Below are 18,741 nucleotides of genomic sequence, written 5' to 3' on the forward strand. Positions count from 1 at the left end.
ATGGCGTACTGGCTGGTGAAATCCGAACCATCGGTGTGGTCCTGGGACCAGCAGGTGGCGAAGGGCGCCAAGGGCGAGGCCTGGACCGGCGTGCGCAATTACACCGCGCGCCAGAACCTCGTCGCAATGAAAAAGGGCGACAAGGCGTTCTTCTATCATTCCAACGAGGGCAAGGAGATCGTCGGCATCGCGGAGATCGTCAAGGAAGCCTACCCCGATCCGACCGACAAGACCGAGAAATTCGTCTGCGTCGACATCAAGGCCGACAAGCCGTTGAAGATTCCGGTGACGATGGCGGCGATCAAGGCCGAGAAGAAGCTCGCCGACATGGCGCTGGTGAAATATTCGCGCCTCTCGGTGCAGCCGGTGACGGCCGAGGAATGGAAGCTCGTCTGCAAGATGGGTGGGATGTAGGCTTAGGCACTGTAGCCCGGATGAGCGAAGCGATATCCGGGACTACTGCTGCGATCCCGCATGTCGCTACGCTCATGCGGGCTACGATATCGGAGTTCGCGTCTCCGGCAGCGCAAACACCTCGCATGGCGCGGCAATGCCGCGCAGCGAATGTGATCCGAGCGCGATCAGAGGCATGTCCGTCTCGGCGGCGAGCGCGCCCGACGCCAGCACGGTTCTGCCGAGCGGCTTGCACAATCCTTCGAGCCGGCTGGCGAGATTGACGGCGGGGCCGATCGCCGTGAAATCGAGCCGGTTGGCGGCGCCGATATTACCCCACAGCATTTCGCCGAGATGCAGCGCCGCCCCGAACGCGAGTGGCGGCACACCTTGGGCACGGCGCTCCGCGTTGAGATACGCCATCCCGGCTTCGGCTGCGCTCGCGGCACGCAGAGCTGCATCGCACGCTTGGCGCGGTGACGCCCCGACCACCGGAAAGATCGCGAGCACGCCGTCGCCGATGAATTTCAGCACCTCGCCGCCGAAGGCGTGAACCGCGCCGGCGATGCGATCGAACCATGCATCGAGCGCCGCGATGACGTCGGGAGGCGGATTGGTTTCCGACAGGAGCGTGAAGTTGCGCAGATCGGCATAGAGCAGCGCGGCCTGTATAGTCTCGCCGAGATCGCGCCGCAGGGGTGCCGCCAGCACCCGCTCCGCGCTGCGCTTGCCGAGATAAGCATCCAACGTCGCGCGCAACGTGGCACGCGCGGCAAGCACCGCAAGGGGCGTCGCGGCGAAACGCGCGGCCTGGCGCAATTGCTCGGTCTCGTCTGCGGTGAACGGACGCGGCCCGATCCAGCCGAGCAACGGCCCGTCAGGCCGTCCGACCAAATGTTCGTGCACCTCACCGTCCGCGATGTCGCGCAGCCAGCGGCGGCCGGCATCGTTGGGCGGGTCGGGCGCGAGGCCGCCTGGTGCGAAGCCGAGCGCTTCGATCACCCGGCCGTTCTCCGCGCGCCACAACCAGGTCCGCTTCGCGATCAGCGGATGCGGCACCTCGAGCGTCAGGCTGCCTGCCGCAAGCGGCACGCCGTCGGCGACCAGATGTGCGCCGAGGTCCGCGAGCAGGCGGTCGGCCCCGGCGCTATCGGCGGCGGCGTCGACAAGCCAGGCGAGCGTCGGAGAGAGGTGCATGGCCCGATCATGACGATGCCAGGCCGTCTTTGTCACGGGCAATCCTTGACGGGCCGCTCGCGCGCCGCCATGTCCCAGTGTCAGCCCAGGGATGATCGCGGATGACCGAACCGTTCATAGTGCGACGCGAGACCCAGATTGCCGCCCCACGTGCCACCGTTTTCGCTTACCTGACCGACCCCGAGAAGATTTTGAGCTGGATGGGTTCCGACGCGACCACGGAGCCGCATCCCGGCGGGCTATATCTGCTCAAAGGCATCGGCCCTCGCGGTGGCGTCGCCCGCGGCGCGTTCCGCGAAGTCGTGCCGGTGCATCGTCTTGCCTACACGTTCGGATGGGAGGGCGGCCAGGAAGTGCCGCCCGGCTCGAGCCTGATCGAGATCGACCTGATCGAACGCGACGGCGGCACATTGCTGTGCATGACCCATAGCGGGCTGCCGACCGAGGAACAGGCTGCCGCCCACGCGACGGGATGGGCGCATTATCTGGGACGGCTCACGGCGGCAGCCGCGGGCGGCGATCCCGGTCCCGACAACGGCGTTTCCAACAAGGCGTAACGACGCCGAGGTCAGACCGCCGCGGTCGCCACCACCTGCTGTAAAAGCTGCTCGCGCCTGGCCTGCGAGCGCTGGCCCTTCATGGTCGCGGCGAAGCGTTCGAGGATGCCGTCTTCGAACGCGGTGACGATGGTGTCGTGAACATAGCTCTTGCGGCAGATCGCCGGCGTGTTGGAGAGCTGATCGGCGGCGCCGCGGATTGCCTCCAGCACCTGCTTCTTGCGGCCACGCTGGCTGGTCGCCGGCGTGATCCGCGACAGCGATTCCACCACAACCGCAGAGGCCATCAGCGTGCGGAAATCCTTCAGCGAGATCTTGATGCCGGCGATCTCGCGCAGAAACGCGTTCACCTGTGTGGTGCTGACCGCACGCACGATGCCGTAGGGATCGCGATACTGGAACATGCGCTTGCCGGGAACGCCCTGCAAAATGCCGATGGCGCGCACGAGCTTGGCGGCGTCGCACTCCTTGCGCACGGCCTTGCCGCCCTTCGCCTTGAAGGTCAGCACGAAGCTGTCGTCTTCCAGCGAGACGTTGGACTTCAGCAGCGTGGTGGCTCCGCGGGTGCCGTTGAGACGGGCATAGGATTCGTTGCCGGGGCGGATCGCGGTGCGCGCGATCAGTTCGATGACGGCCGAGAGCGCGAACTCGCGGGTCGGCTCGTCGCCCGACAGGAACGCCGAGACCTTGCGCCGGATCTTGGGCAGCGCGCCGACGAGTTTTTCAAGGCGATGCGCCTTGCGTTGCTCGCGGACCTTCTCCCAATCGGCGTGATAGCGATATTGCAACCGACCCGCGGCATCGCGTCCCACCGCCTGGAGATGCGTGCTTGGATCGGCCGAGTAGCGCACCTCGCGATAGGCCGGCGGCACCGCCATGGAATGCAGCCGCCGAATGGTGCGGGGATCGCGGATGTGGACGCCGTTGTGCCGCACGAAGGAATAGCCCTTGCCGCGCCTGATGCGGCGGATTGTCAGCTCGTTCTGGTCGCCGAGCCGCAGGCCCAGTTCCTTGGCGAGGGCCTCGACCGTCGCCGCAGGCGCCGCGTCGAACACTTTTTTTGGGCTGGGACGGCCGGAACCGGCCGGTTTCGGCCATTGTCCGAGGGCTTTGGCCAGCGCAATGGCTGCAGGATCGGCTGAAGCGGGCCGTATCGTCCCGAGATTCTGCTGATCCATCATAGTCTTATGCCTTAGCCCTGTCTGTTATCGGTCAATGCCGCTGTTCTGATTTTCGTTCCAAGGGGTCTCGTTGGACCCGGGTTGGCCATTTAGGGTGTTCCGAACCGCATTGCGAGTCCCGAATCAGTGAGAGACGGTTTCTAAATACCTCTGCTGGGTGCATGGCGCTCTGCGCGGGCCCATTCCGACGATCTGGGTAAAGACCCGAAAGCCGCCCGTTGCCCTGTTTCAAAACTGCGACAGTCGCAAGAAGCGGCTTGATCCTCCGCATGGCAGGCTGCTCGCCGAAGGTCCAGCTTGTGCACCTTGTCGGGTCCGGTTAGCCCGACGCATAATCGGTTCAACGATCAAGTCGGCTCGCCAGTGGTCTGTGCTCGGCTTGCCGTATCTGGAGGGAAACATGTCCGAGAAGATCTACGACGTCCCCGCGGAATGGGCGAAGCGCGCCTGGGTCGACCAGGCCAAATACAAGGACATGTACGCCCGCTCGATCTCGGACCCGAACGGTTTCTGGGCGGAGCAGGCCAAGCGCATCGACTGGATGCACGCTCCGACCAAGATCGAGAACGTCTCCTTCGCGCCCGGCAACATCTCCATCAAATGGTTCGAGGACGGCGTTCTCAACGTCGCCCATAATTGCATCGACCGGCATCTCCACAGCCGCGCCAACCAGACCGCGATCATCTGGGAAGGCGACGATCCCTCACAATCCCGGCACATCACTTACAAGGAGCTGCACGACGAGGTCTGCCGGATGGCCAACATCCTGCGCACCCGGAACGTCAAGAAGGGCGACCGTGTCACCATCTACCTGCCGATGATTCCGGAGGCGGCCTACGCGATGCTGGCCTGCGCGCGGATCGGCGCGATTCACTCCGTGGTGTTCGCCGGCTTCTCGCCCGACAGTCTCGCCCAGCGCATCAACGACTGCCAGTCCAAGGTGATCATCACCGCGGATGAGGGCTTGCGCGGCGGCAAGAAGGTGCCGCTGAAGGCCAATGTCGACGCGGCGCTCGCCAAGGCAGACGGCGTCGACTGGGTCGTCGTGGTCAAGCGCACCGGCGGCGCGGTCGAAATGAATCCCTCGCGCGACCTCTGGTATCACGACGCCGCCAAGATGGTGACGACCGAGTGCCCGGTCGAGCACATGCACGCCGAGGATCCGCTGTTCATCCTCTACACCTCGGGCTCGACTGGCCAACCCAAGGGCGTGCTGCACACCTCCGCCGGCTACCTCGTGTTCGCCGCGATGACGCATCAATACGTCTTCGACTATCACGACGGCGATATCTACTGGTGCACCGCGGACGTCGGCTGGGTCACCGGCCACAGCTACATTCTGTACGGACCGCTCGCCAACGGGGCGACCACGCTGATGTTCGAAGGCGTGCCGAATTACCCGGATAATTCGCGATTCTGGAACGTCATCGACAAGCACAAGGTCAACATCTTCTACACCGCGCCAACCGCGATCCGCGCGCTGATGCAGAGCGGCGACGCGCCCGTGAAGAAGACCTCGCGCGCCAGCCTGCGCCTGCTCGGCTCGGTCGGCGAGCCGATCAATCCGGAAGCCTGGGAGTGGTATCACCGCGTCGTCGGCGACAACCGCTGCCCGATCGTCGATACCTGGTGGCAGACCGAGACCGGCGGCATTTTGATCACGCCGCTGCCCGGCGCCACGAAGCTCAAGCCGGGCTCGGCGACGCAGCCATTCTTCGGCGTGATGCCCGAGATCGTCGATGCCGACGGCAACGTGCTGGACGGCGAGACATCAGGCAATCTGTGCCTGACGCGGTCATGGCCGGGCCAGATGCGCACGGTCTATGGCGACCACGCCCGCTTCGAGCAGACTTATTTCTCGACCTACAAGGGCAAGTATTTCACCGGCGACGGCTGCCGACGCGATGCCGACGGTTATTACTGGATCACCGGCCGCGTCGACGACGTCATCAACGTCTCCGGCCACCGCATGGGTACCGCCGAAGTCGAAAGCGCACTGGTCGCGCATGAGAAGGTGTCGGAGGCCGCCGTGGTCGGCTTCCCGCATGACATCAAGGGCCAGGGCATCTACGCCTATGTGACCCTGATGGCCGGCATCGAGCCGACCGAGGATCTGCGCAAGGAGCTCGTCACCTGGGTGCGCAAGGAGATCGGCCCGATCGCTTCGCCCGACCAGATTCAGTTTGCACCGGGTCTGCCAAAAACGCGCTCCGGCAAGATCATGCGCCGCATCCTGCGCAAGATCGCCGAGGACGAGCCGGGCAGCCTGGGCGACACCTCGACCCTGGCCGATCCCGGCGTGGTCGACGACCTCGTCAAGAACCGGCAGAACAAGAAGTCGGCGTAAAGGCGGTCTCGTGCCCCGGACGCAGCGCAGCGCTCGTTAGCGGTGCGCTGCAGAGCCGGGGCCCATGCAACAGCAGACTCTGAGGCTTTCTGGGTCCCGGCCCTCCGTCGCACCGCTTCGCGCTTCGCCGCGTCCGGGACACGAGACCCATCCCCGCGTTAGCGCTCCCCCGAACAACGGTCGTTCACATCCTCACGCACTTGTCAGGCCGCGCCCCGGCGGCCGGGCATCTTTCCCGCCGAGTGTTGTTTTCAGGTCATTTACTTTGTTTCGAACATTTCCTTTGTTCCCCCTGCTGGTTGGCCCTTGGCGGCCGTGCGTGGAAACCATCCGGTTAACAAGCGCGGTTAAGAATGTCCCCTAACAAGGACTTGCAACAAGGACTTGGCGAGCCAGCGATTGCCGGTTTTGCGTAATTTTGGACGGTCCGTTCGGGGCAGGGGGAAAATCGATGTCGATGAGGATTGCTGTGGCGCTGGCCGCCACCGTCGGGGCTGGGGTCTTGATGTCGACGGCGGCGCAGGCGCGGCCGGAAATGGTGGGGACGCACCTGGCCGACTATTCGCCGGGCACCATCGTGGTCAAAACCAACGAGCGTCGGCTCTATCTCGTCCTCGATAACGGCCACGCCGTGCGCTACCCGGTCGGCGTCGGCAAGTCCGGCAAGCAGTGGGCCGGCACCACCCGCATCGACGGCAAGTACCGCAATCCGGCCTGGTCGCCGCCTGCCGAAGTGAAGCGCGACAAGCCGAGCATCCCGGACGTTATCCCGGGCGGCTCACCGCGCAATCCGATGGGCGTCGCGGCGATGACGCTGTCCGGTGGTGAATATGCCATTCACGGTACCAACGTGCCGGGCTCGATCGGCGGCTTCGTCTCCTATGGCTGCATCCGCATGCTCAACGACGACATCACCGATCTCTACAGCCGCGTCTCGGTCGGCACCACGGTGGTCGTGACGCGCTGATCGCCGGCATCGGGGTGAGACGGCAAGAGCCGCGTCTTTCGACGCGGCTTTTTTGTCACCAGAAGCGCCAACTCCGCGCGCACCAGCCGTCGCGATGGCCGCCATTGTAGCTCCGCGCGTAGCCGCCGGCGAGCAACGCCGCCGAGACATTGGCCGTACGTTTCGTCGCGACGTCAGCGAGAACGCGTCCGTATTTATCAGGTCCGAGATTGGTAATCGTCACGCCACCTTGCCCGAGCAGATCGCGCAATGCGCGGGCCGCGGCTTCGGCCTTGTCGAGTTCTTCCTGGCAGGAGGCTTTCATCTCAGGGGCATCGATGCCGCGCAGGCGAACGCGCGCGACGAGGTCGCGGCCACCCTGCTGATGCACGCGCGCGAGAAAGGTGTCGCCGTCGATGGTGCGGATGACGTCGACGGGCTGGCGAGCATCGGCATTGCCAGATTGCTGGAGGATGATCTCGGCTTCCTGCGACCGGCCGTCGGCGCCATGCGGAACGGGCCAGTTCGGCCCATGCCGAAAGGTGAGCGCGATCGCCACCACGACGCCGACCACGAACATCCACGGCAACAGCCCCGAGAAACGGCGACCGAAAGGCGAGCCGCCGAACTGCGGCCGATAGGCATTGGGACGATCCTGGAAACGCATCATTGCAGGCTAGGGCTGAGTCGGGGAAGCCGGCAAGGCACTTTCAAGACACCATCGGATGCCGACCTGGTGGTCCGTCGCCTGATCGTGGTCGCGGAGGTCCGGAACGTTGCTCCGTAGAATCGCACCTATGCGCGCCACGCTGTTCCGAGCACTCTCCAATCGATACCTCCTGTAGTTGTACGGAGTTTGATCTTCAGCCGTTGTTTAGTATTAAGGTCGAGTACTCGGTATGCGTGTGGGGAGCGGCAAGCATGGCATCGTTCAAGTTTCGCATCGGTACAAAGCTCGGATTGACCGCGAGCGCGGGGGTCCTTCTCGTCGGTGGCATGCTTGCCAACCAGCTCGTCCGCAACGAGCAGATCGCGGACCTGAGCCGGCTGGTGGTCATCAACACCGCCAACAAGGCCAATGCCCAAGGGGCCGAGCTCGCAGTGACCCGGGCACGCCTCGCCATAGCGGAAATCGGATCCGCATCCTCAGCCGAGGGTCTCGGCAAACATCTCGAAACGTTGCGCGGCTCCATCGCCGCTGCCACAACCGAAATGGACGCCGCATTGGAGCGGTCCAGGCGCGCCGAAGCCAAAGAGCTCTGCCGCGAGGTCAAGATCCTGCTCGAGGCCTCTCTGAAGGCCGGCAACGATCTTGGCGAGGCACGTCGCACCGCCGTCACCGAATTCGCCGCGGCAAACCAGATCGAAGAAGCCTGGAACAAGGCTCTCGAGAAACTGCTGGCCTCGCCTGCACTCGTCGCATGGCAGAGCCGCCTCAACACCGAGGTGGCGTTGCATGAGGCCGACGCCTTGTTCAAGGCGGTCAGCGCGGCCGATTGGCATTTCACGGCGACCGGCGACGTCGCGCAGAAGGACCATATCGCCGGACGGGCCGACGCCATGATCCGCGTTCTCAAGCAGGTTCGTCAGTCCGCCGGCGACAAGGATATCGCTGATGGAATCGACGCGCTCGCCGGGCTCGCGGGGCGCTACAAGGCGGCAACCGGCACAGTCATGAAGGCGGAGGAAGCGAAGAGGCGCATTTTCGACGAGCGGGTGCTTCCGGCCGCCAGGGAAATCACGACGCGTGTCGACAAGCTGGTCGCCGCCAACAATGAGTTTATGGCTCTGCGGCAGACCCAGCTCGTCACCGCGCTGGAGCAGGCCACCCAAGTCAGCCTGATCGTCGGCGTCCTCGTGATCCTGGTCCTGGCCGGCTCGGCGCTATTTTCGGTGCTGAGCATCGCCCGGCCCATCCGCCGCATCGGCGACGTGCTGCTGCAACTCGCCGGAGGCAACAAGGCCGTCGAGATTCCCTACACCTCCCGCGGCGACGAAGTCGGCGACAATGCCCGTGCGGCAAGCACGTTCAAGGACAATCTGATCCGCATCGAGCAGATGGAGGCCGAGCAGAAGGATCAGGAGGCCGCAGCGACCGCCCGACGCAAGAACGAGATGATGAGGCTCGCCAACGCGTTCGAGGATGCGGTCGGCGGCATCGTCAACTCGGTTTCGATCGCTTCACAGCAGCTCGAATCCGCCGCCGGCACGCTGTCGGGAACGGCCGAAGAGACCGAGCAGCTTTCCGGAATGGTGGCCGCAGCTTCAGAGGAAGCATCCGCTAACGTCGGAGCCGTAGCATCCGCTGCCGAGGAAATGAGCGCGTCGGTCGTCGAGATTGGCCGTCAGGTCCATGATTCCAGCCGCATCGCCGGCGAGGCGGTGCAGCAGGCCGAGCGCACCGACGCCCGGATCAATGAATTGCTCAAGGCCGCAGGCCGGATCGGCGACGTCGTCAAATTGATCACTGCGATTGCGGAGCAGACCAACCTTCTGGCGCTCAATGCGACCATCGAGGCCGCACGCGCCGGCGAGTCCGGCCGTGGGTTTGCCGTGGTGGCCAGCGAGGTCAAGGCACTCGCGGCCCAGACCGCGCGTGCCACCGACGAGATCGGCGCACAGATTGCCGGCATGCAGACCGCGACGCAAGATTCCGTCGGCGCCATCAAGGAGATCGGTACGACCATCTCCAAGATTTCGGACATCTCGACCACCATTGCTGCCACCATCGAGGAGCAGGGGGCTGCAACCGCCGAGATCGCACGCAACGTCAGCGAAGCCGCCAAGGGAACGGTCGAGGTCGCTGACAAGATCGCCCAGGTCAGTCACGGCGCCAGCGCCACCGGTTCGGCGTCGACGCAGGTGCTCGCATCCGCGCGCTCGCTCTCGACCGAGAGCGGTCGCCTCAAGGACGAGGTCGCAAAGTTCCTTGACACGGTGCGGGCCGCCTGAGGCGCCGCAAATCATGCGGCCGACCTGAGGCCGGCCGCACGCCACTTTCCGACCCGTCCATCAATCAACGGCTTTGGGAGGCCCCCACGCCGAGCCCCCGCTCGCGCCTGGGTCAAACATGGCAAATGGGGGATTGAGCGATGATCATCAGCATTGTCGGCGGCGGCGCAACCGGCATCACGATCCTGCGTCATCTGGCGGAGCTCGCCACATCGGGACGAGACCACCACGCGATCAGCGGAATTCAGCTCTTCGATAAATCCGGCTTCGATGGTGGGACGGCCTATCGCACGCAGAGCGATCGTCACCTGCTCAACATGAAGGCGTCGACGATGTCGATCCGTCCGGGCGATCCGGAGGAGTTTCTGCGCTGGCTTCGGGTCCGCGGCCTCAGCTGCCACGGCAACAAGCATCTGCCGCGGATGGTCTACAGGGACTATCTCGACACAGTGCGACTGGCCGCGATCGCTCAATGCCGCAGCGCCGGTCTGTCCGTCCATGTCGAAGATGCCGAAATCGTCCGCATGCGGCTCTCGCCGGATCGCGATGTCCTGCTGACGACCGACCGCAACATCACGCATATCTCGTCTTTGCTGGTCCTCTGCACCGGTCACAACGCGCCCGACGATCACTACGGTCTCACAGGAAACCCGAACTATCTCCGCGATCCCTATGCGCAATTCACCTTCGCGGATCGCGACGGCTTCGAGATCGGGATCCTCGGAAGCGGGCTCAGCGCGGTCGACACTGCAACGGCGATGGCCAAGACCCACCAAGCCGTCAAGATGACTTGCCTCTCCAGAAGCGGCCTGTTTCCCACGGTGCAGCCGGCGACTGTTCCTGCAATCACGAACGACTTCCGCGACGCGCTGCATCGCTATGTGAGCAGCCGTGAGCGGATCGAGGCCGACGGCTTTGCCGCCCGTCTGTCCGAACTGCTGCTGGAGACCACCGGGATTCGCTGCGATCTGTCATGCCGGAACGTCGATGGCGACGCACTGAGCGATCTCCAGCGCAACATCTTGCGAGCTGAAACCGGCGATCTCAACGTCCACTCCTATCTCGTCAGCGTCATCGACGTGATGTGCGACGCCTGGAGCCGGATGAGCGATGCCGAGAAGATGCGTTTCATGGACCTCTATAATTCCGGCTGGCTTCGCAACCGTTCGGCGATGCCGCTGGAGAACGCGATCCGTATCCGCGACCTGATGCGGTCGGGCAGGCTCTCGGCGCGCGCCCGGCTACGCAGGGTGACCGCCATTGACGGCCGATTTCGCGCGATCCTGGGCGAGGGCGATCATCACGACGTCGATTGCGTCGTCGATGCGACAGGACCGTCCTACCGGCCGGATGCCAGCCCGCTCTATCAGGACATGCAGCGACAGGGGCTCATCGCCTTCGACGCGCTCGGCGGGATTCGCTGCGGCTACGACGACAGTCGTGTCCACGACCGCCACGGCACACCTCATCCGAACATCTATGCGGTCGGTGGCCCCACCAAGGGTACACACTTCTACGCCGCCGCTGTCGACGTCAACATGCGCCGCGCACAGATCGTGGTCGATTCGATCCTCAACCCGAAAGGTCCGAAGATGAGCACCATCACGACGTCAGTCGAAGAAACCGACCGCCTTGCCGATCTGGTCCGCCGCGACGATCCTTCGCTCGATACGATGGTGCTCGCGCCGGACGGCAAATATCAGACGCGGCCCGCCGCGCTGGACGAATTGATGTGGGAGGTGAGGGACTGTCTTGGCGAGGCGTTCCGGCACTGGGCTCCGGAGGACTTCCCGACGCTCTACTGCGCATGGGGGCGCTGCCGCGTAGGTTCGACCGCGCTCACCAACCTCTTCGGCGTCGCCGGGATGCCCTCCTATTTCCAGCCGGTGAAGGCAATCCTGCGCCATCGTCTCGTCGGAAACGCGGGGGAGCCCTGGGCCGTGCCGGTCGCGGCGGAGCAGCCGCACGTCTTCAGCAAGGAAATGGCGGGGCCCTATGTATTGGCCGAAAGCCTGTTCCTGCCGCTGCTGCCATTGATCGAGGCCGGCTGGCCGGCAGACAAGCTCCACATGATCATGCTCGACCGCGATCCCGCCAGCTCGCTCGCATCGTGGCTGGAGAAATGGTCGGACCGCGTTCCGGAGGACCGGCTGATCCAGAACTACGTCATCTCCACGCTGAACGCCCTTCGCGTCGAAAGCTACGCAAGGCGGCAGGGTGTGGCCGTCACCCGCTACGTCTATGAAGCCAGCAAGGACGCGACCGGCTCGGTGCGAAAGCTGTTCGACCGGCTCGGCCTCGGCGCCCGCTTCACCGAGAGCGCCGTCACCGATTGGCGGGAGCGCGGGCAGATCGAATCGAAGGGTTCGGGCGTCACCTTCCTCAGCGAGCCCAAGGTCTACACCGTCGTCGGCCTTCATGGATCGGACACCGCCTACCGCTATCGCGGCCGCAAGACGGCGTCGCTGAGCGATGCCCAGCTGGCGGTCATCGAACGCTACGACATCAACGACATCTACCGCGCCTCGGTCGCGGCCTGCGTCGACGACCTCTCGCTGGACGCCGACACGGCGATGCGCCTGTTCGGCGACCGCCTGGGCACGGCCGCATGACCGCTCAGATCGATTCCGCGATAGAGGCGCCAGTGCGCGGCGCCTCCGATCAACCCGCGGCGCGCCACAGCGTTACCAGTCATCTCCAGCGCCTGGAGGCGGAAAGCATCCACATTCTGCGGGAGACCGTGGCCGAATTCCGCAAGCCTGTGATGCTGTATTCCATCGGCAAGGACTCCTCCGTGCTGCTGCATCTGGCGATGAAGGCATTTCATCCCGGCAAGCCGCCGTTTCCGCTGCTGCACGTCGACACGACCTGGAAGTTCCGCGAGATGATCGCGTTCCGCGACCAGCGCGCACGCGAACTCGGCCTCGATCTGATCGTCCATACCAATGACGACGGATTGAACCAGGGCATCGATCCCTTCACCCACGGCTCGGCCCGTTACACCGACGTCATGAAGACGCAGGCATTGCGGCAGGCGCTGGACCTCCACGGCTTCGACGCCGCGATCGGAGGCGCGCGACGCGACGAGGAGAAGTCGCGCGCCAAGGAGCGCGTGTTCTCGCACCGGAGCGCGGCGCATCGCTGGGATCCGAAGAACCAGCGGCCGGAGCTGTGGAGCCTGTACAACACGATGCTCGCGCCCGGCGAGAGCATGCGGGTGTTTCCGCTGTCGAACTGGACCGAGCTCGACGTCTGGGATTACATCCTGCTCGAGGACATCCCGATCGTTCCGCTCTATCTGGCAGCTCCGCGCCCGGTGGTCGAGCGCGACGGCGCGCTAATCATGGTGGACGATCAACGGATGCCGCTGCTCGCAGGCGAAGAGCCGCGATGGCGCTCCGTCAGGTTTCGCACCCTTGGCTGCTATCCCCTCAGCGGCGCGACGATCTCGACGGCGGCAACTCTGCCCGAGATCGTACGGGAGATGATGGCATCACGCACCTCGGAACGGCAGGGACGCATGATCGACCGGGACAGTCCCGCATCGATGGAGCGCAAGAAAGCGGAGGGCTACTTCTGATGTCCTATCACGAGGCCCCCACGATCGCCGCAACCGACGTGCCGCGGCTCGAACAGGACGACGATCGTCCGACGCTGCGTTTCGTCACCTGCGGCAGCGTCGACGACGGCAAGAGCACGCTGGTCGGCCGCCTGCTCTACGATTCGAAGACGCTCCTCGACGACCAGCTCGACGCGCTCGCCTCGGAAAGCAAAACGTCCGGCACCACCGGCGGCGATCTCGATTTCGCTCTGCTGGTCGACGGTTTGCAGGCCGAGCGCGAGCAGGGCATCACGATCGACGTCGCCTACCGGTTCTTCGCCACCAAACTGCGGCGCTTCATCGTCGCCGACACGCCCGGGCATGCGCAGTATACGCGCAACATGGCGACCGGCGCCTCCAACGCCGATCTCGCCGTGGTGCTGGTCGACGCCCGCAAGGGCGTGATCACGCAGACACGGCGCCACAGCCACATCCTGTCGCTGCTCGGCATCCGCCACGTCGTGCTCGCCGTGAACAAGATGGATCTGATCGGCTTCGACGGGGACCGCTTCGCGGCCATCACCGCCGAATATCTGACCATGGCCGGTCAACTCGGGATCTCCCAGGTCCAGTGCATCCCGGTCGTTGCGCCCGACGGCGACAACGTCGTCGCCGCGAGCGCGCGGATGCCCTGGTACGCCGGGCCGACCGTCACGGCCTATCTGGAATCGGTGGACGTTGCCGGCGACGTCTCGCAGCGGCCGTTCCGGCTGCCGGTGCAATGGGTCAACCGGCCTCATGCGGAGTTTCGCGGCTTCTGCGGGCGAATCGCCAGCGGTACGATCGCGACCGGCGAGAGCATCGCCGTGCAGCCCTCGGGCCGTCGCACGAAAGTCGCGCGCATTCTCACACCCGGCGGCGAGCGCGACCGGGCTGTGGCGGGCGATTCGGTGACGCTGACTTTGGCGGACGAGATCGACGTCAGCCGCGGCGACGTGCTGACGGCAGGACCCACGCCCCTGATCTCGGATCAACTGGCCGCCCATCTCGTGTGGTTCGACGACGAGGCCATGGTCGCGGGCCGGCGCTATTTGCTCAAATGCGGCACGGCCTCGACCGGCGCGGTGATCACGACGCTCAAGCACTGTGTCGCCATCGACACCATGGCGCTGGAGAGCGCCGCCACGCTCGATGCCAACCAGATCGGCTACGTCCATTTCAGCCTCGACCGTCCGCTGGTGTTCGAGGCCTATCGCGACGACCGCGACATGGGCAGCTTCATTCTCGTCGATCCGATCAGTCACCGCACGGCTGCCGCGGGGATGATCGACCTGTCGCTGCGGGCGGCCACCAATATTCATTGGCAGCACCTTGCGGTGGATAAATCCGTGCGGTCACGGCTGAAGCAGCAGCGGCCCTGCGTGCTCTGGTTCACCGGCCTCAGCGGTGCCGGCAAATCGACGATCGCCGATCTCGTCGACCGCAGGCTTGCCGAACTCGGACGCCACGCCGCGCTGCTCGACGGCGACAATCTGCGCCACGGCATCAATCGCGACCTCGGCTTCTCCAGTGCGGAGAGGATGGAGAACGTCCGGCGCGTCGCGGAGATCGCAGCGCTGTTCGTCGATGCCGGCATGGTCGCGCTGGTCGCGCTGATCTCACCCTTCCGCAGCGAGCGCGAGCTGGCCCGCCAGCGGGTCGAGGCAGGCGAGTTCATCGAGATCCATGTCGCGACCCCGCTCGCCGAATGCGAGCGCCGCGATCCGAAGGGACTCTATCGCAAGGCACGGGCAGGGGAGCTGAAGGGTTTCACCGGCATCGATGATCCCTACGAGGCACCGCAGGCGCCGGAGATCACCATCGACACCTCGGAACTGTCAACCGAGGCGGCCTGCGAACGCATCATCCGCTATCTCCGGGAGCATGATTATCTGTAGCGGCCGGGACCGGTCTTGCCCGGCATCATCCGGGCGGCCGGCACAGAGCTCAGAAGTCGGAAGCGATGCCCTTGCGCTCCCAATCGCCATAGCGGGTCGGTTCGGGTCCTTTTGGCCCCTGCAACTCCTTTGGCGTCGCCTGGCCGTCGTTTTTGGCTCGGACTGCCGCAGCCTGCCGGCGCGCTTCGGCCTCGGCCAGCGCACGCTGGGCGGCCGGTGTGAGCTGCTCGCGGTCGGAAACGGGAGGCTGGTCACTCATCGTCGGCTTTCTAGCGCGGGACGGCCCGCGACGCGACGCCCAATAACGCATTCCTGAAATGGCTCCGAAAGGGCTGAAAAACCCGGAAGCGATTCTTACATTTGGCATATTCGCGTGCCAGAGATCGCCTTCTCAAGGCATGCGCCCATTACGGCGAACTGCCGCTCGCTCAGAACCTTGTTTCCGCATGCCTTCTCAACGTTTCGCTCCTCCATCCGAAGTGCCCGGTCTCGCGGCGCGGCGGATTGCCGCCGACATCGTCGACGGCGTGCTGCAAAAGCACCGCACGCTTGACGAGCAGCTCGACGGCAGCGGCGCCCATCCCGGACTGAAGACGCTCCCCGATCGCGACCGCGCGCTGATGCGCCGCCTGGTCGCCACCGTGCTGCGCCGGCTCGGCACGCTCGGCCATGTGCTGTCCCGCTTGCTCGACAAGGGCATTCCCTCCGACGCGCCGCGCGCGCAGAGCGCGCTGTTGATCGGCGCTGCCCAGATCCTTTGGATGGATGTGCCCGATCACGCGGCCGTCGATCTCTCCGTTCGCCTCGTGCAATCCGACCGGCGCGCCGCGCGCTATGCCGGCCTCGTCAACGCCGTGCTGCGCCGCTGCGCCCGCGAGGGCAAGGCGCTGGTGGACGAGGTTGCGGCGCAGTCGCTGGACCTGCCGCCCTGGATGGTCGCGCGCTGGAGCGCGCATTACGGCGAGACGGTCGCAAGGGACATGGCGCTCGCGCTCAGCCACGATCCTTCGCTGGATCTGACCGTGAAGTCGGACGCCGCGCAATGGGCGAGCCGCTTACATGGCGAAGTGCTGCCAACGGGATCGGTGCGTACGGTGCTGCACGGCGCGGTGACCATGCTTCCCGGCTTCGCCGAAGGACAATGGTGGGTGCAGGACGCCGCCGCTGCGCTGCCGGCCCGGCTGTTCGGCGACATCAAGGGCAAATCCATCGCCGATCTCTGCGCCGCTCCCGGCGGCAAGACCGCGCAGCTGGCGCAGGCCGGTGCGCATGTCACGGCCATCGACCGCTCGCCTGCCCGGGTGGCGCGGCTGCGTGAGAATCTGACGCGGTTGTCGCTCCAGGCCGAGACTGTCGTCGCCGACGCCGCGGAATGGGCGGGTCCGGCCGATGGCTTCGACGGCATCCTGATCGATGCGCCCTGCACCTCGACCGGGACGATCCGCCGCCACCCCGATGTCTCCTGGCTCCGTCAGGAATCCGACATCGCAGCAATGACCGTGCTCCAGCGGAGGCTGCTGCAAAACTCGGTCTCGCTGCTCAAGCCCGGCGGGACGCTGGTGTACTGTACCTGCTCGCTGGAACCGGAAGAGGGCGAGCATGCGGTCGCCGCGCTGCTGGCCGCAGAGCCTGGGCTTCGCCGGGTCCCGATCGATGCGTCCGAGGTGTCGGGGCTCAGCGAGATCGTCACCGCCGAGGGCGATTTGCGCACTCTGCCCAGCCATCTGCCGAACGCCGATCCCAAGCTCGGCGGGCTCGACGGATTTTTCGCGGCCCGGCTCGTTAAATCCTGATTTTGCACTGGATTTTGCAACCACGGCGCTGATTCGCGTCGTTCAAGGTGGTGTCGGCCGTCCGATTTTGGGATTAATAAGGATTCGTCGGAATCCTCTCCCCCATCAAGGCAAGGCGTGTCGGTCGCTCAACGCAGACGTATCTCGACGCTGGTGATGAACCGCTTCGCGCGGAACATGCTCGCGCGCGCGAGCGGCGGTTCCGTCGCCCTGTCGCGGGTCTGGCCCGGCCGCGCCGACCGGTTGATCATCGCGCCGCATGATCTGCGTACCGCAGACGCGACCCGCGCCGCCGAGATCTATGCCGGCCGCTTCGTCTTCGCCGGCAAGATCGTCAACTGCCACGGTCGATCGATCTTCGATCTCGAGCCGCCCTCGGAGGATTGGGAGGTCGCGCTGCTCGGCTTCGGCTGGCTGCGCCATTTGCGCGCCGCCGACACCGCGCTGACGCGCGCGAATGCGCGCTCGCTGATCGAAGACTGGATCGCCAACCCTGCCAGCAAGCGCCGTCCCGTCGCGCGACGCGCCGACGTGCTGGCGCGGCGCGTGATCTCCCTGCTGTCGCAGGCACCGCTGGTGCTGAACGATACCGACAACAAATTCTACCGCCGTTATCTGCGCGCGCTGGCGCGCGAAATCCGCTTGCTGCGCTACACCATGGTCAACATCCCCGACGGAGTGCCGAAGCTCCAGGTGCTGATCGCGCTGTGCTATGCGGCGCTGTGCCTCGCCAACCAGGCAAGTCACATCCGCAGCACCTCGAAAAAGCTCTCGGATGAATTGCAGCGGCAGATCCTGCCCGACGGCGGCCATGTCTCGCGCAACCCGGGCGCGCTGATCGAGCTGTTGATCGACCTGTTGCCGCTGCGGCAGACCTTTGCCGCGCGCAATATCGCGCCGCCGCCCGCGCTGCTCAACGCGATCGACCGCATGATGCCGATGCTGCGCTTCTTCCGCCACGGCGACGGCAATTTCGCGCTGTTCAACGGCATGAGCGCGACGCCCTCGGACCTGCTCGCGACGCTGCTTGCCTATGACGACACCCACGGCGCGCCGATGTCGAACATGCCGCACACCGGTTTCCAGCGCCTCGATGCGGGCCAGACCACTTTGATCATCGACACCGGCCCGCCGCCGGCAGCCAGCGTCAGCCACGACGCCCATGCCGGCTGCCTGTCGTTCGAACTGTCCTCCGGCATCAGCCGCATCGTCACCAATTGCGGCATGCCGGCCACGGGCCGCGACAATTGGCGGCCGTTCGCACGCGGCACGGCGGCGCATTCGACGCTGACCTATCACGACACCTCGTCATGCCAGTTCGTGGAGATGTCGGCGATGAAGCGGCTCTTGCACGGTGCTCCGGTTACCAGCGGCCCCGTCGAGGTCGAGAGCTATCGCGAAATCGTGCAGAACGGCACGCTGCTCACGACGTCGCATGACGGTTACCTGACAAAATTCGGCGCGATCCACCGCCGCGTGCTGATGATCGCCAATGACGGCGCGCGCATCGACGGCGAGGACACGCTGTCGCCGCCGCAAGGCGGACGATTCAAGGGTCCGGATGCCGATTTCGCGCTGCGATTCCATCTGCACCCGGCGGTGAAGGCGAGCCGGCTGTCCGATGCCCGCGGCGTCATGCTGGTGCTACCGAACCGCGACGTCTGGACCTTCGAGGCGCTCGACGACAAGGTGGAGCTGGAGGACAGCGTATCCCTGGCCGGCAATGACGGCCCGCGCCGCACCGCGCAGATCGTGATCCGCCAGGATGCGCGGCAGGCGCCCTCGATCCGCTGGAGTTTTGTCCGCTCCAGCGCCTCGCCGGCAGTCACGAATGCCCGCAGAAATGCGCGGCGGGAGCCGGAACTTCCGCTGTAGACGCATGTGATTCGGCCCGATC

General features: G+C 65.3%; 14 protein-coding genes. 10 read left to right on the forward strand and 4 right to left on the reverse strand.

The annotated features are described in order from the left end of the window. Complete coding sequence (locus tag FXB41_RS11895; protein ID WP_007598686.1) at positions 1-414, forward strand: EVE domain-containing protein; 414 nt, start codon at positions 1-3, stop codon at positions 412-414. 81 nt (positions 415-495) lie between these two features. On the opposite strand, the gene FXB41_RS11900 is transcribed toward FXB41_RS11895, so the two are convergent. Further along, entirely contained in the window at positions 496-1,590 is a 1,095-nt protein-coding gene (locus FXB41_RS11900; protein WP_007598685.1) for an adenylate/guanylate cyclase domain-containing protein, read from the reverse strand. Positions 1,591-1,691: 101 nt separating this feature from the next. Between FXB41_RS11900 and FXB41_RS11905 the strand changes: the two genes are divergently transcribed. Continuing rightward, positions 1,692-2,147 carry an SRPBCC family protein gene (locus FXB41_RS11905; RefSeq protein ID WP_007598683.1) on the forward strand — a complete coding sequence of 152 codons (456 nt, stop codon included), beginning with the start codon at positions 1,692-1,694 and terminating at the stop codon, positions 2,145-2,147. A gap of 11 nt (positions 2,148-2,158) precedes the next feature. Here the strand turns inward: FXB41_RS11905 and FXB41_RS11910 are convergent, their stop codons facing one another. Then, a complete protein-coding gene (locus FXB41_RS11910; protein WP_219681865.1) occupies positions 2,159-3,328 on the reverse strand; it encodes a DNA topoisomerase IB in 1,170 nt (389 codons plus the stop codon). Between the two features lie 400 nt (positions 3,329-3,728). On the opposite strand from FXB41_RS11910, the gene acs reads away from it, so the two are divergent. Further along, positions 3,729-5,675, forward strand: a complete 1,947-nt coding sequence (acs, locus tag FXB41_RS11915) for an acetate--CoA ligase (RefSeq protein ID WP_007598679.1) — start codon at positions 3,729-3,731, stop codon at positions 5,673-5,675. Positions 5,676-6,126: 451 nt separating this feature from the next. Continuing rightward, the gene (locus FXB41_RS11920) at positions 6,127-6,642 is read left to right on the forward strand and encodes a L,D-transpeptidase (RefSeq protein WP_007598677.1); all 516 of its coding nucleotides are present in this window, start codon (positions 6,127-6,129) and stop codon (positions 6,640-6,642) included. Positions 6,643-6,697: 55 nt separating this feature from the next. Here the strand turns inward: FXB41_RS11920 and FXB41_RS11925 are convergent, their stop codons facing one another. Further along, a complete protein-coding gene (locus FXB41_RS11925; protein ID WP_219681866.1) occupies positions 6,698-7,291 on the reverse strand; it encodes a thermonuclease family protein in 594 nt (197 codons plus the stop codon). 251 nt (positions 7,292-7,542) lie between these two features. Here FXB41_RS11925 and FXB41_RS11930 point away from each other — a divergent pair, with 251 nt between their 5' ends. The 4 genes from FXB41_RS11930 to cysN all read left to right on the forward strand — a co-directional run bounded on the left by FXB41_RS11930 (position 7,543) and on the right by cysN (position 15,051). Continuing rightward, positions 7,543-9,573 (forward strand): methyl-accepting chemotaxis protein, encoded by a 2,031-nt coding sequence (locus FXB41_RS11930; protein ID WP_219681867.1) that lies wholly within the window; start codon positions 7,543-7,545, stop codon positions 9,571-9,573. A 140-nt stretch (positions 9,574-9,713) separates the two neighbouring features. Further along, positions 9,714-12,185, forward strand: a complete 2,472-nt coding sequence (locus FXB41_RS41705; protein ID WP_219681868.1) for an FAD/NAD(P)-binding protein — start codon at positions 9,714-9,716, stop codon at positions 12,183-12,185. Beyond that, entirely contained in the window at positions 12,182-13,153 is a 972-nt protein-coding gene (gene cysD, locus FXB41_RS11940; RefSeq protein ID WP_219681869.1) for a sulfate adenylyltransferase subunit CysD, read from the forward strand. The genes FXB41_RS41705 and cysD overlap by 4 nt, the downstream gene beginning before the upstream one ends. Continuing rightward, the gene (gene cysN / locus FXB41_RS11945; protein WP_219681870.1) at positions 13,153-15,051 is read left to right on the forward strand and encodes a sulfate adenylyltransferase subunit CysN; all 1,899 of its coding nucleotides are present in this window, start codon (positions 13,153-13,155) and stop codon (positions 15,049-15,051) included. The genes cysD and cysN overlap by 1 nt, the downstream gene beginning before the upstream one ends. A gap of 49 nt (positions 15,052-15,100) precedes the next feature. Here the strand turns inward: cysN and FXB41_RS11950 are convergent, their stop codons facing one another. Beyond that, a complete protein-coding gene (locus FXB41_RS11950; protein ID WP_219681871.1) occupies positions 15,101-15,310 on the reverse strand; it encodes a DUF1674 domain-containing protein in 210 nt (69 codons plus the stop codon). Between the two features lie 187 nt (positions 15,311-15,497). Here FXB41_RS11950 and FXB41_RS11955 point away from each other — a divergent pair, with 187 nt between their 5' ends. Both FXB41_RS11955 and FXB41_RS11960 read left to right on the forward strand, forming a co-directional pair. Continuing rightward, complete coding sequence (locus FXB41_RS11955) at positions 15,498-16,844, forward strand: RsmB/NOP family class I SAM-dependent RNA methyltransferase (protein WP_219681872.1); 1,347 nt, start codon at positions 15,498-15,500, stop codon at positions 16,842-16,844. A gap of 156 nt (positions 16,845-17,000) precedes the next feature. After that, a complete protein-coding gene (locus FXB41_RS11960) occupies positions 17,001-18,719 on the forward strand; it encodes a heparinase II/III family protein (RefSeq protein WP_007598671.1) in 1,719 nt (572 codons plus the stop codon). The last annotated feature ends 22 nt before the right edge of the window (positions 18,720-18,741 follow it).

This window comes from Bradyrhizobium canariense (genome assembly GCF_019402665.1).
Taxonomy (GTDB): domain Bacteria; phylum Pseudomonadota; class Alphaproteobacteria; order Rhizobiales; family Xanthobacteraceae; genus Bradyrhizobium; species Bradyrhizobium canariense.

Bases quoted from the DNA above. Each gene is read 5' to 3' on its own strand.
- FXB41_RS11895 (WP_007598686.1), top strand. From the start codon at position 1: ATGGCGTACTGGCTGGTGAAATCCGAACCATCGGTGTGGTCCTGGGAC.
- FXB41_RS11900 (WP_007598685.1), bottom strand. From the start codon at position 1,590: ATGCACCTCTCTCCGACGCTCGCCTGGCTTGTCGACGCCGCCGCCGAT.
- FXB41_RS11905 (WP_007598683.1), top strand. From the start codon at position 1,692: ATGACCGAACCGTTCATAGTGCGACGCGAGACCCAGATTGCCGCCCCA.
- FXB41_RS11910 (WP_219681865.1), bottom strand. From the start codon at position 3,328: ATGATGGATCAGCAGAATCTCGGGACGATACGGCCCGCTTCAGCCGAT.
- acs (WP_007598679.1), top strand. From the start codon at position 3,729: ATGTCCGAGAAGATCTACGACGTCCCCGCGGAATGGGCGAAGCGCGCC.
- FXB41_RS11920 (WP_007598677.1), top strand. From the start codon at position 6,127: ATGTCGATGAGGATTGCTGTGGCGCTGGCCGCCACCGTCGGGGCTGGG.
- FXB41_RS11925 (WP_219681866.1), bottom strand. From the start codon at position 7,291: ATGATGCGTTTCCAGGATCGTCCCAATGCCTATCGGCCGCAGTTCGGC.
- FXB41_RS11930 (WP_219681867.1), top strand. From the start codon at position 7,543: ATGGCATCGTTCAAGTTTCGCATCGGTACAAAGCTCGGATTGACCGCG.
- FXB41_RS41705 (WP_219681868.1), top strand. From the start codon at position 9,714: ATGATCATCAGCATTGTCGGCGGCGGCGCAACCGGCATCACGATCCTG.
- cysD (WP_219681869.1), top strand. From the start codon at position 12,182: ATGACCGCTCAGATCGATTCCGCGATAGAGGCGCCAGTGCGCGGCGCC.
- cysN (WP_219681870.1), top strand. From the start codon at position 13,153: ATGTCCTATCACGAGGCCCCCACGATCGCCGCAACCGACGTGCCGCGG.
- FXB41_RS11950 (WP_219681871.1), bottom strand. From the start codon at position 15,310: ATGAGTGACCAGCCTCCCGTTTCCGACCGCGAGCAGCTCACACCGGCC.
- FXB41_RS11955 (WP_219681872.1), top strand. From the start codon at position 15,498: ATGCCTTCTCAACGTTTCGCTCCTCCATCCGAAGTGCCCGGTCTCGCG.
- FXB41_RS11960 (WP_007598671.1), top strand. From the start codon at position 17,001: ATGAACCGCTTCGCGCGGAACATGCTCGCGCGCGCGAGCGGCGGTTCC.